General features: G+C 64.1%; 10 protein-coding genes. 5 read left to right on the top strand and 5 right to left on the bottom strand.

Annotation, left to right across the window (positions count from 1 at the left end; translation table 11 throughout):
• Positions 1–51 precede the first annotated feature (51 nt).
• The gene (locus EZM51_RS00960) at positions 52–339 is read left to right on the top strand and encodes a HigA family addiction module antitoxin (RefSeq protein WP_248305392.1); all 288 of its coding nucleotides are present in this window, start codon (positions 52–54) and stop codon (positions 337–339) included.
• A 59-nt stretch (positions 340–398) separates the two neighbouring features.
• Here EZM51_RS00960 and EZM51_RS00955 read toward each other — a convergent pair whose 3' ends face one another.
• From EZM51_RS00955 to EZM51_RS00935, 5 genes are all read right to left on the bottom strand, one after another.
• Positions 399–1277, bottom strand: coding sequence for a hypothetical protein (locus EZM51_RS00955; RefSeq protein WP_136706208.1), 879 nt, complete (start codon positions 1275–1277; stop codon positions 399–401).
• A gap of 84 nt (positions 1278–1361) precedes the next feature.
• On the bottom strand, positions 1362–1940 hold the full coding sequence (locus EZM51_RS00950; protein ID WP_136706207.1) for a helix-turn-helix domain-containing protein: 579 nt from the start codon (positions 1938–1940) through the stop codon (positions 1362–1364).
• 85 nt (positions 1941–2025) lie between these two features.
• Positions 2026–2901, bottom strand: a complete 876-nt coding sequence (locus EZM51_RS00945) for an RNA polymerase sigma-70 factor (protein WP_136706206.1) — start codon at positions 2899–2901, stop codon at positions 2026–2028.
• Complete coding sequence (locus EZM51_RS00940) at positions 2898–3548, bottom strand: carboxymuconolactone decarboxylase family protein (RefSeq protein WP_136706205.1); 651 nt, start codon at positions 3546–3548, stop codon at positions 2898–2900. Before EZM51_RS00940 ends, EZM51_RS00945 begins: the two co-directional genes overlap by 4 nt.
• Positions 3549–3750: 202 nt before the next feature.
• Complete coding sequence (locus tag EZM51_RS00935; protein ID WP_136706204.1) at positions 3751–6393, bottom strand: ATP-dependent Clp protease ATP-binding subunit; 2643 nt, start codon at positions 6391–6393, stop codon at positions 3751–3753.
• A 120-nt stretch (positions 6394–6513) separates the two neighbouring features.
• Here EZM51_RS00935 and EZM51_RS00930 point away from each other — a divergent pair, with 120 nt between their 5' ends.
• From EZM51_RS00930 to EZM51_RS00915, 4 genes are all read left to right on the top strand, one after another.
• A complete protein-coding gene (locus tag EZM51_RS00930) occupies positions 6514–7797 on the top strand; it encodes a class I SAM-dependent methyltransferase (RefSeq protein ID WP_136706203.1) in 1284 nt (427 codons plus the stop codon).
• 14 nt (positions 7798–7811) lie between these two features.
• Positions 7812–8897 carry a DUF262 domain-containing protein gene (locus EZM51_RS00925; protein ID WP_136706202.1) on the top strand — a complete coding sequence of 362 codons (1086 nt, stop codon included), beginning with the start codon at positions 7812–7814 and terminating at the stop codon, positions 8895–8897.
• An 855-nt stretch (positions 8898–9752) separates the two neighbouring features.
• Positions 9753–11324, top strand: coding sequence for an HD domain-containing protein (locus EZM51_RS00920; RefSeq protein WP_136706201.1), 1572 nt, complete (start codon positions 9753–9755; stop codon positions 11322–11324).
• 278 nt (positions 11325–11602) lie between these two features.
• Complete coding sequence (locus EZM51_RS00915; protein WP_136706200.1) at positions 11603–12739, top strand: hypothetical protein; 1137 nt, start codon at positions 11603–11605, stop codon at positions 12737–12739.
• The last annotated feature ends 330 nt before the right edge of the window (positions 12740–13069 follow it).

Raw genomic sequence — 13069 nt, 5'->3', positions numbered from 1 at the left:
CGGAGGATGTCGAGTTCGTCGACTATCGCGACTACCACTGAGGAGAAGACCATGGTGATGGCAACCCCGGTACACCCCGGTGAGATCCTCCGCGAGGATGTGCTGGCCGAGCTCGGCCTGAGCGTCGGCGAGGCGGCTTCCCGACTCGGCGTCTCCCGCGTGACCCTGAGTCGCGTATTGCACGGGCACGCGCGCGTGACCCCGAACCTCGCGATCCGACTTGAGGAGGCTGGCGTCGGCGCTGCGCGCGCCTGGCTGGCGATGCAGATCGCCTTCGACCTCGCGGCAGAACGGACGAGCGGGGTCCCTGAGGTCACGAAGCTGGTCGGCGCGGCCTGACGCTCGGGTATCGTGCGAGCGGACGTCGTCTCCGCTCGGGCCGACTGCATCCTTCGCCTCTATCCGCCGATGCAGTGCGGGTCGCCAGGGCTCATGCAGGTCGAGCCGCCGCCCCGCTCGACGGGCTCGGGCGTCGGTTCGGGGAAGAAGCGATCGGCGGGAACCGGTACGGCGAACGTGATGATGAGGCCGAGGCATCCGACGATGCACGAGGTGATGATGAGCCCGCGGCGACCGCTGACCGCGGCGAACACGACGGCGCCGACGAACGCGGCGAGCGTGAGCGCGGCTGTGACCAGGTACACGTCTTCCTGCGCGGGTGTGATCACCGGCTCCGAGCCGAAGAGGGTGAAGTAGGCCATGAAGGCCTGCCAGACGAGCACGAGCGTGAGCAGCCCGCCCAGGGCGAGCAGCCCGCCCGCGATCCTCGCCGACCTCCGACGCTCCCGGCCGAGGAAGGCGGCCGAGAACGCGACGGCGAGCAGCACGACGAGCGTGAGGATCCCCGCGTCGATCCAGGCGACGCCGTTGCCCAGTACCCCGGCGAAGCCGGCCCCCGCAAGCCCGGGCAGGCTTCGCACCGCCGTGGCTATGAGCACGGCCACGGGCGCGGCGAGCACGATGAGCGCCCAGCGCCCGGGCCGGCGCATCGACCGCAGCCCGAACTGCACGGCTGCGGTGAGCGCGATCCACACGAGCAGGTTCGGGTCGGCGACCATGGCGAGAAGCGGGAACCACGCGTCGAACGAGCCCAGCCCGTACGACGAGGCCACGAGCAGCAGCACGCCCACCAGTCGCAGGACGGCGACGGATGCCACGAGCACGAGCGTCTCGACGGCGCGCGCCCGTGCATCGAACGCCGGGTGATCGGTCGCGCCGCTGTCGCTCGGAGCGCCGGGGTCAGGTTCGTGATGGGCGTCGGAGAGTGCCTCGCTCATCCGCCCAGCATCCCCGCGCCCACCGACATGCGCCTCAGGGGCATCCCCGAAGCGCGCGCACACGACGACGGCGTCGAATCGCGTTTACGTCGTTGAGAGCGAGTTCGCGTCGATGTAGATGTTCAAGTCGCGAAGGCGCGGGGGCGTGGAGACCTTTGCCTTCTCCCGGAGCGGCGGGAATCGAGAGACGTACCAGCGCCGATTGAGCTTCGTCGGCGTCGCCCAGTCTGGCCGACGGGACTCGGGAATGGCATCACCGTAGAGCGCTCGGAACAGCTGCTCCCAACGCGGGTCCTTGATCTGCGACGGCCGGTCGCGCAGCTCGTCGTCACCCAGCTTGTCGGCATCTTCTCGCAGCACCGACGCCGCATGGGTGATGAGGCGCAACGCATAGCTTCCGTCGCGATCATCGAGAGCGTCGTTGACCTGGTCGGTCACGGCTGCCGGGGTGTAGTCGGCGTAGGCGGTCGCGGGCACCGCATCGATGGTCAGCCGCCGACCCATCGCGCCGAGGGCGCGATCGAGCGTCTCGAGCTTGATGCCCCCTTCGCGCTCTGACCGCTCCATCTGCGAGATCGCGCCCACGGTGACGCCGAGCCGATCGGCGAGGTCGGCGCCGGTCAGGCCGAGCTCATCTCGGGTCGTGCGGATCAGGTCGGACATACATCAATTATAGCTCTAGCTGAACTTGATGCAGCGGCGCGCAGTACGGATGCAACGAACGCGCCGACCGCGGCATCCACGCCCGCTACCGCGCCAGTTCGGCCTCCTCGTCGAGGTGGCCGAGCTTGTGCGGGTTGGCGATCGAGTACATGCGGGTGATCCGCCCGCCCTCGATCTCGAAGCTGATGGCGCCGGCGAGCGCGCCGTCGATCTCGCCGCGGATGCCCGGGTGCCCGTTGACCCATGTCGGGCGGGCCTCGAACGGCAGGCCGAGCTTGGCGAGCCCGCCCAGCAGCGCGCGGGCGATCTTGTCGGCGCCGACGATGGGGCGCCGCGCGGCGCCGCGCACGAAGCCGCCGCCGTCGGCGACGGAGACCACGTCGGGCGCGAGCACGTCCATGAGGCCCTGCAGGTCGCCCGAGTTCACCGCTGCCACGAACCGGGCGACGACCGCCTCCTGCTCGGCGCGGTCGACGACCACCCGGGGGCGGCGCGCCGCGACGTGATCCTTCGCGCGGTGCGCGATCTGCCGCACCGCGGCCGGCGTCTTGTCCACCGCGGTGGCGATCTCGTCGTAGGGCAGGTCGAACACCTCGCGCAGCACGAACACCGCACGCTCAGCGGGGCCGAGCGTCTCGAGCACGGTCAACATCGCGATCGAGACGCTCTCGGCGAGCTCGACGTCGTCGGCGACATCCGGACTCGTGAGCAGCGGCTCGGGCAGCCACTCGCCCACGTAGTCCTCACGGCGGCGCGACACCGTGCGCAGCTGGTTCAGCGCCTGCCGGGTGACGATGCGCACGAGGTACGCGCGCGGCTCTCGGACCTGCGCCTGGTCGACCGCCGACCACCGCAGCCACGACTCCTGCAACACGTCCTCGGCATCGGCGGCCGAGCCGAGCATCTCGTACGCGACCGTGAAGAGCAGGTTGCGATGGGTGACGAACGGGTCGTCGCTCATGAGTCCGAGCCTAGAACGGATGCCGCGGCATCCGTCGACGAGGTCGTCGCTCGCTGCTCGAGCGGGGGCAGCTCGCACGAGTCGGCGAACCCGTCGGAGTGGATGCCGAGCGCCACGTTCATGCGCGCGCTCAGGTTCATGAACGCGACCTTGGCCGTGAGCTCGATGAGCGCGGCCGGCCCGAGGGCGTCGAGCAGCCTCGCCGACAGCTCGTCGGTGACCGCCGGCGGGGTCCGGCTCATCGCCTCGGCGTAGGCCATGACGTCGCGCTCGAGCGGCGTGAAGACCGAGGACTCGCGCCAGTTCGGCACGTGTCGCGCCTTCGCCTCGTCGAGTCCCTCGTGGTGCGCCTTGTAGTAGTTGTAGTCCAGGCACCAGCTGCAGCCGACGTACGCCGCCGTCGCCATCACGGCGTACGAGGCGAGCGTGCGGTCGAGTTCGTCCAGCGCCTCGATCTTGCGGCCGATGCCCATCGAGGCGCGCATCAGGGCGGGATGGTTCGCGAGCACCCCCATGGAGTCGGGCACCGTGCCGAGCATGCGTCGGGCGGCGACCTTCACCGCGGTGCCGAACAGGCCGGTGAGCTCGGTCGGCGGGACGCGGGGCGTGGTCGTGGTCTGCGTCTGCGTCTGCGTCTGCGTTGTCATCGTGTCCTCCTGCCGTCGACGGCCGGGGTTCGGTTCCCCGTTCGTGCCGTCGACATGTAGACACCGCTCGCCGCAGGGGTGTGACATCGCCGAGTCCCGGGTTCCTGCGGGTGAGGTTCGCAGGTACCCGGGACTCGGGTGGTGGTGTCGATACGCGCCGCCGGCGGCAGTGCTCCTCGACCAGCGGGCGGGTCAGGCGGCGTCAGGCCGCGAGATTCACGGTCGCGCGGGGCACGGATGCCACGACGAACGCGCCGTCGGCGGCATCCACCTTCACCGCCTCGCCGTCGCCGAGGTCGCCCGTGACGAACAGGTCGGCGATGCGGTCGTCGATCTCGCGCTGGATCAGGCGACGCAGCGGACGAGCACCGTACTCGGGCTCGTAACCGCGCTCCGCCAGGAGCGCCACCGCGGCATCCGTCACCTCGAGGCCGATCTCGCGAGCCGCGAGCCGACGCTCGGTCGCACCCAGCATGAGCCTGACGATCGAAGAGATCTCCGAAGCGGTGAGCTTCTGGAACAGCACGATCTCGTCGATGCGGTTCAGGAACTCGGGCCGCATGGCCTCGCGCACCTTGCCCATGACGCGCTGGCGCACGTCATCCTGCGACGAGAAGCCCGAGCCGTCCGTCGACGCGACGAAGCCGAGCGCACCCGACCGCGACGCGAGGAACTCCGAACCGAGGTTCGAGGTCATGATGACCACCGTGTTGCGGAAGTCGACCGTGCGACCCTGGCCGTCGGTGAGGCGTCCGTCGTCGAGCACCTGCAGCAGCAGGTTGAACACGTCGGGGTGCGCCTTCTCGATCTCGTCGAACAGCACGATCGAGTACGGGTTGCGCCGCACGCGTTCGGTGAGCTGGCCGGCCTCGTCGTAACCGACATAGCCGGGAGGGGCACCGACGAGCCGCGACACGGTGTGCCGCTCGCCGAACTCGCTCATGTCGAAGCGGATGATCGCGCCCTCATCGTCGAACAGGCTCGACGCCAGCGCCCGCGCCAGCTCGGTCTTGCCGACGCCGGTCGGGCCGAGGAACAGGAACGATCCGACCGGACGCTTCGCGTCGCCCATGCCGGTGCGGTTGCGGCGCACCGAGCGCGCCACGGCGGTGACGGCGTCGTCCTGCCCGATGACCCGGGCGTGCAGCTCACCCTCGAGGTTCGCGAGGCGCTCGCGCTCGCCCTCGGTAACCCGATTGACCGGGATGCCGGTGGCCCGCGAGATCACCGCGGCGATCTGCGCCTCGTCGACGGTCGTCGACGCTGCGTCGGCTGCGGCATCCGTCGAACCGGATGTCGCGACGCGACCCTGCGCGGCCGCGCTCTGCTGACTCAGCTTGGCGGTGGCCTCGTCGAGCCGCTCCTGCACCTTCTCGATCTCGTCGCGGATGCGCGACGCCTCCTCGTAGTGCTCGGCGCGCACGGCCGCGTTCTTGTCGGCCTCGAGCGTCGCGAGGCGCTCGATCAGCTCCGAGACATCCACCTTCACGCCCAGCTTGAGGCGCAGGCGCGCGCCGGCCTGGTCGATGAGGTCGATGGCCTTGTCGGGCAGCACGCGGTCGGTGAGATACCGGGCGCTGAGCTCGACGGATGCGCGGAGGGCCTCGTCGGTGTAGGTGACGCCGTGGTGCTCCTCGTACGCGGGGCGCAGGCCCTGCAGGATGAGCACGGAGTCCTCGATCGACGGCTCGCCGACCTTCACCGGCTGGAACCGGCGCTCGAGCGCCGGGTCCTTCTCGATGGTGCGGTACTCCTTGAGCGTGGTCGCACCCACGACGTGCAGCTCGCCGCGGGCGAGGCGGGGCTTCAGGATGTTGCCCGCGTCCATGCCGCCGTCACCGGCACCGCCGGCGCCGACGACCGTGTGCACCTCGTCGATGAACACGATGAGCTCGCCCTTGTGGTCGGCGATCTCCTCCATGGTCTTGGTGAGGCGCTCCTCGAAGTCGCCGCGGTAGCGGGTGCCGGCGAGCATGCCGGGCATGTCGAGCGCGACGACGCGCTTGCCCAGCAGGGCCTCGGGCACGTTCTCCTCGACGATCGCGCGGGCCAGGCCTTCGACGATCGCGGTCTTGCCGACGCCCGCCTCGCCGATCAGCACGGGGTTGTTCTTCGTGCGGCGGCTGAGGATCTCGATGGTCTGCTCGATCTCGTCGGCGCGGCCGATCACGGGGTCGAGCTCGCCGTCGCGGGCGCGCTGGGTGAGGTCGAGTCCGAACTTGTCGAGCATCGGGGTGTCGGATGCCGCATCCGCTCCCTGAGCCTGTCGAAGGGAGCCGTCGTCTCGAAGCCCCTCGGTCTGCTCGATGTGCTCCCCCAGCCCCTGCGCGAGCGCGTCGGCGGTGACGCCGGCGCGCGCGAGGACCTGGCCGGCCGGGGCATCCTGACCCAGCACCAGGGCGAAGAACAGGTGCTCGGGGTCGATGTACGTCGACCCGCTCGAGCGCGCGACCTGGTACGCGTGGAACAGTGCGCGGCTCGCGCTCGGCGTGATCGTCGCCGCGTTCACGCGCTCGCTGAGCTCGTCGAAGCGGGTCGTGGATGCCGCGGGCAGCCGTGCCTCGGTCGCCGTGATGATGCGCTCGGGGCTCGCTCCGACGCGCTCGATCGCCTGCTTGACGCTGTCGTCCTCGACGATGACGCGCAGGATGTGCAGCGCATCGAGCTCGGTCTGCCCGCGCTCGAGCGCAAAGCGTCCGGCGCGCTGCAGGATGCTCTGGGTGCGCGAGGTCAGGAACCGGCTGAGGTCGATCGACCGCGCCTGCCTGGCCTGCTCACCCGCGAGGTAGCGGGCGAGGAACTCGTCGAATGAGCTCGCGCCTGCCTCGTTGAAGTTGTCGGGCACCTAGTCCTCCTGGGGAACTTGAGTTGGGTACGCTCAAGTTCAACGCCGAGGGGACCTAGGTATTCCCACATCGGCACTACATGCATATCGAGGGTCTCCGACGCCGATAGGATCCGGAGCATGCCCAGCACGTTGAAGCTCGACCTCGATCTCGTGCGGTCGCCGAAGCTCGCGCCTACACAGGCCCGCCGTTGGTACCGCTACTATGCCGGCTACGCGCCAGAGTTCGTCGACGATGTTTGCGGCCAGCTAGACGCAACCCAGCGGGTACTAGATCCGTGGATGGGCTCTGGCACAACGCTTGCTGTGGCGGCCAGCCACGGTCACACTGCGTCGGGCTTGGACCTGAACCCCACAATGGTCGTGATCGCGAAGGGTCGGCTGCTGGCTGACGACACGATCGCGAGCGTCGATGCGATCTGTAGCGACCTGCTTCGTTACTTGAACATCCGCCGAGACAATATGGAGACTGAACCCCTGACGCAATGGTTCACACCAGCCACCGCGTCTACTATCCGCGCTATGGCGAGCAGGATCGATGAGTTGCTCATCGCGCCTGTTTCGGCCGCGTCCGACAAGGCGAATGCAATGAGCTCCCTGGCCGCGTTCTTCTATGTGGCTCTTTTCGAAGCAACCACCGCGCAGCTCAAGACATTCCAATCTCGCAATCCGACGTGGCTGAAGCGCGGCGAACAGTCCACCGGCGCAATCTCTGTCAACACGGAAGAAATCGCCTCGGCCTTCATTCAATCCGTTCGTCGGTTGAAGACGCACGTCGCGACCTCTGGACGAATAACTACCCGAGTGCGAAACCGCGCTTCGCTTCTAGCCGGCGACTCTAGATCACTGCCGTTCGACGACGATTCCCACGATCTCGTGATTTCCTCGCCTCCATACCTGACTCGCCTGGACTATGTCGTGGGACATCTTGCCGAACTCGCCGTCCTTGGTTCCACCGGTCTAGAGATCCGGGCGCTTCGCGACTCCATGATCGGAACTCCTACTATGGGCCGGTCTATCTTCGACCGCAATTTGGGCGCTGTCACGGAGGCGTTGCTTGATCGCGTGACGAATCATCCTTCGCGGGCGGCCAGCACCTACTACGAGCCGAACTTCCGTCGCTACTTCGAAGGCATGCAGGAATCACTCAAAGAGATCCAGCGGGTGTGCAGACCAGATACCAATGTAGTCCTCGTGGTACAGGATAGCCGCTTCAAAGATGTCCACATCGATCTAGCGTCCGCCCTCACAGACATGGCTCAGCACCTCGGATGGCGAAAGGCCGGGCAACGTGACTTCGTGAACGTACGGTCGATGGCTCAGCTCAATAAGCGCGCTCACACTGTCGCTCGCACCACCAAACCGATCGAGTCGGTCCTCAACCTCGTCACCCCTTCACGTTAGAACTGGATCCAACGATGCGAACGCAATCGACGACGATCACCGTTGCCGACTTCTGCAAGGGCTTGGCCCGCAAGGAGTATGTAGTCAACAAGGACTATCAGCGCAGCGACACAGTGTGGCCCCCAGCTGCTCGGTCATTTCTAATCGAAACAATCCTTATGGACTACCCCGTCCCCAAGATGTCCCTTCATCAGAAGCTCGATCTCGTCTCCCGTCATGTGCATAAGGAGATAGTCGACGGACAGCAGAGGAGTCGCGCCATCCGCGACTTTTACGAGGGGAAGCTGCGACTCTCCCGAGCGAATATCTCGGACAAGTATGCCGGCCGAACATTCATGCAACTTGCCGACGAGGATCAGGCTCAATTCCTCAACTATGGTCTGAACTTTGATATATTCGTCAATGCGCGCGACGAGGAGGTTCGCGAGGTATTTCGCCGGATGAACTCGTTTACCATGCCATTGAATCCCGAGGAATCTCGCCACGCGACGTATCAGGGACCATTCAAGTGGTTCATACATGGCGTCAGCCGAGACTACGACGTCGCCTTCAAGAATGCTGGCGTCTTCAACGAGAAGCAGATCAACCGAATGAACGACGCGAAGCTCCTCACCGAGATCGTGCATGCGTTCATATATGGGTTCAAGACCACGACCAAGGCGATGCTGGACCGCATATATCGCGAATTTGACGAGACATTCGATGGAGAAGAGAGGTACGCGGCCCTGCTTCGATCGAGCCTCGATCAGGTCCTATTGAATCCCGAGATATTCAGCACAGCGCTAACGCGCTCTTACAACGTCTACTCGCTGACATTGGCGTATGCGGCGGCTTCTGGTGTTTGGGAAATTCCAGAAGATGTTGAGCGAAGGTCAGTCGCAGTGTTTGAGCCGGGAAACGCCAATTACAACCTTTCAGTTCTCGGCTCGACCGTGACAGAAGTCGAGGAACGAGTACAGGACGGCGAACCTGCCGCGTCGGCAATAGCCGCCCTCCCGGAGGATCTGCGGGCCTTCGTGAGTGCCGCGCGTGACAGGACGAATGTGGGCGCCCAGCGGAAGACGCGATTCGAATACTTTCTCGAAGCCATCACAAACTGACTATGCACGCAGTTAGTGAGTTGCCAACGCTCGCTGTGACGGGACGGAAACGACTCGATTACTTGCGCGGGCTTATACCTACCGGGTTCGTACAGAGCGATCGGGACCTCGATCGGCGGATCGCCTATGTAGTCGTGGAACTCCAGAACACCTGGGCGGGGTTCAGTCGTTCCACTTACCTGTCCTCCTGTGGCGGGGCGCGCGATTCAACTGGGCGGAAAGTCTCTGTTGCTTCTAGAGTTCGAACACATGAGGACGCTATCAACGAAGCCGTCTGGCGGTTCAAGCCGAATCTTCGCGGGAGGCCCGGACCGTTCACCCATCGCGAGGAGCCAAACTGGTCTGATCCGAACACGTTGTCAATCCTGCTCAATGAAGTTGGCGCATCAAACGCGATGCGTGTCGACGCCGCATTGAGCCTCTCGTCGAGGGCGCTACTCGACTTGCCAAGCGTTCGAAACTTCTATGCACATCGCAATGAGAACACTGCATACAGAGCATTGCGTCTTGCGCGGGTTTACGGCGTCCGCGACGCTCGCCATCCCGTCGACATTTGCTTAGCTTTCGCCCCTGGAAGGCCTCAGTCTGTTCTCGCCGACTGGCTCTCGGAAATCAAGATAGTGATGGAGTTGCTGGTCTAGGCATCCCAATCATCTGGGCTGTGCCTACATAGTCGACAGGTTGCTGATTCTCACGCGTGCCCTCCGATGTGGAGACAGGACGTAGCCGCGCCCGCCACCCCAACCGGACCACGGGCCGGGCGGGCCAGCACCTGCGGCTCGACCGCATCTCGCAAAGCGGCACAGCTGACGTTTCGTGGGACCCGCTCCGGTCGATCCCCGCTAGAGTTCCGTTATGTCTGATAGTGCTGACGATCTCATCGCCAGGCTCGCCCGAGACTGTCGCGAAGCTGGTATGACGGACTTAGCTGAGTCAATCGAGCCCGTGCAGCGATTCGTCGGCCAGTGGTGGACGCAAGTTCTAATGCCTTGGTTCACCGATCATGGGCCGGCACACTCCCGGCGGGTAGCAGAGTACGCGCTGCAAATCGCGGCGGTGCCAGATCTACCCACCCCTCACGCCCTGACCGTTCTTGAGCGCTATATCCTCTGGGCGGCGGCCTGGCTTCACGACATCGGCATGCAGACTCTCCCAGGGGTTCCTCTTGGTCCGATGCAGCCGAAAGACTTTGAGCGTGTCCGTCACGCGCATCCCGATCAGAGCGCCATAGAAATCAAGGGGCGATTTATCGAAGTCGGACTACCGCGGAATGACTCCCCGCTCGTTCAGATGATTTCATGGGTTGCTCGCGCCCACGGCACTTCCTACTACGAAGACACCGTTGAGCTCCTGCGTCGCATCCCGCTGGTTCGCAATCAGGAGGTCCGTGGTGGACTCCTCGCTTCCATCCTGCTCATGGCCGACGAGATGGATCTCCACTACGAGCGAGTTGTAACGCTTCCGCCGGCGTGGGGCACCATCAACGCGGTAGCGGACGCCCACGCCTTCAAGCATAAGCAAGTCCTCGGCAGTCGTGTGGCGCACGCGGACGGGCTGGTCTCGCTTTCAATAACGATGATCCAATCGGACGGAGCACACGACCGTTTGACATCAGCTATCCAAAAGTGGATAACCGACAAACTTCGACGACAAATCGCCCTCGTGGAGGATGCTTTCACTGGAGGCTTCAACGGCCGCGTGCAATTGTCCCGGAACATCAAGGTCGAGATAGTAGAAGGCTGGGAGCCTGCCACACTGGCGGACCCGTCGTCGATGGACACCGTCTACGCGGAGAATGCCAGGTCGGAACTAATAAATCACGATCTCGCATTGCAGGAACTAGAAGGTTCGATATCACGCCGAGAGTTCACGGCGATTCAGGGACGCCTGTACGAGTTCATCGACATTGATGGACGTGAGGACTTGTTGGAAGCAGCATTAACGCGCGCCCGGCGCGACGGCGCGGTCGTGGTCGAATGCTCCTATCTTTACGAATCGAGAGGAGCGTCAACCGTCTCGGACATTATTCGGTCATGGGTCGACCAGCTAGCACCCCAATCGGAGCGCAGTGACGTCGCGGCCCTGTCTGAGCTGATTGAATCGGCTGACACTCACGTCGTACTCGCTCTCTCGTCTGCTGATTTGCTTCCCAAGAGTGAGTTCCTGACGCTTATCAAAGCACTCCGTTCCATCGCATTAGCTTCTGAGAACTTGTCGATTCTGATTACACTCGATCTCGATATGTGGGACGATTCTTTCGATACCGCAGTTCCGGCGAGCGGGCTAATGGCTGACGATGTGGCGGACTACTTAGCAGCGTTCGTTCCATGGCAGTACGCGCGCGGTGAAGCCCGTGCGCGCCTGAACTACGCAGATTACAAGCGGCTGGCTCAGCATCACCGCTTAGAGTACGGGATGGAAGTCTGATGTCCGTGACTCTTGACCAAGTGCGCGTCCTAAGCACCGCACCCTGGTTCGACCTCGCGGTTGGAGCGGAGCTGCTCGGCCTAGCGGGTGGAGGGGACGCGAACCAGGTACTCGGCCAGCTGAAGATGGCCGGAGTGACTGTCGATCGAGTTGGCGCCACTCGTGTAGTGGAGCCGCTCCGGTCGGAGTACCGTCGATTCCTCCACGCAGAGAATCCCGCGCTGTATAACGCTGCGCTTGGCGTATTCGCTGACTTCGCTCTACGAGGGCGAACCACGATGGCGAAGATCATGGGCGAGCAGGGTCTCGCTCTCACAGCTCGAACGCTTTCGTACATCTCCCAGAAAGACGATCCTTCGAGAGTCGCTGAACTGGTAGATGCTGTGCAGATGCATCTAGAGCGTCGAGAATCTGACGCTGCGAAAGTTGCCGCGCGGGTGCTGTCAACCTACCTGAATGAAGAAGACCGCCTTAGCGAGTTCATGACGGGACTCGATCTATGGGTTCGAGGGCAACGGGTCCGTGCTGTGCCGCACTTTGTGCGTGTGCTTGAAACCGATGAGGTGGACAAAGCAACTTGTGTCGCATCGCATCTTCTCGGAGTGAGTCGATACAGCGAGGGTGATCTTCTTGCCGCGACAAGGTACTTGGAGCGCTCAATCGGTGCCCTTCGCCAACTGAATGATGTTCGCGGCCTCGTGATGACGCTCACGACCTATGGGCGATCTCAGCGCGAAAAGTACAGGAACGACGGTGTGACCGAAGATCTCGCTGCAGCCGTAGCGGCCCTGGAGGAAGCGCTTCACCTCGCGGAAGACTTTCCATCGGTGCGGCCTTCGGTTCTCCGCCCACTGGCGCAAGCCTACTTCGACGACAAACAGATCGAAAGGGCTATCGAAGCGATCGCTGCCGCCGTGGAAGAGGCGCCGGCAGGCCAGGAGCGAGTCGACGCGCTTACCGCGAGAGCAATTCTTTTTCGGGACATGGGTGATGACGCTACTTATGCAGAGTCTTTGGACGAGGCACTCCTGGAGGCCGACATCTACGACTTGCAGGGCTCCGAATTGGCTCGATTGCTTAACGTTGGTGCGGGCAGAGAACGCCGAGCACGAAACTGGACCAAAGCCATCTCGTTGGCACAGCGCAGTCTCGCGATGGGGCGAAAGTTGGAAGACATACGTCACATTGCTCACTCGGCGCACACGCTCGCGGCAATTTATGTTGACCAGATCGAGGGTGGCGAGGCGAATCGAGTCGATCTCGAGGAAGTCGATTCGTTGCTGAAAGAGTCGCGAAAGTTGCTGGTGCAGATCAAGGATCTACGGGGTGTCGCAATGATCGACAATACGATTTCTCGCCGTCGCGCTGCCGATCGCAGCACCGGTTCAGCGGCGCAACACAGCGCCGATTCATAAGCCTCCTTGTCTGCAATTCGGTGATCATCTGGCAGGCAGGATGCCCGATGTGGGGAACTTCGCGCGCGATACCGGCGGCTCCTGCCGTTCGCCGCACACTACATGATGCGGACATGTGGCTCAGAACACCGGCCCCCGAAGCGGATCCAGCTTGAGCTCCCGCCCCATGCGGGGGACGCGCTGTTCGCTTGCGCGGGGTCACGCCGAGCTTCCGGAACACCTTGCGCGGGTGGTAGTCCGCCTTCGCTAAAGTAGCGGCGGTCTGATTCGGCTGTAAGTCTCGAAGTGGCTGGCCTGGGGCTGGCTGGCAGGGTTGGTGCTGGCGCTCCT

The organism is Agromyces sp. H66 (assembly GCF_004959775.1).
GTDB lineage: Bacteria > Actinomycetota > Actinomycetes > Actinomycetales > Microbacteriaceae > Agromyces.
Note: the sequence above shows the minus strand (reverse complement) of the source record. Positions and strands in the feature narration are given on the sequence as shown.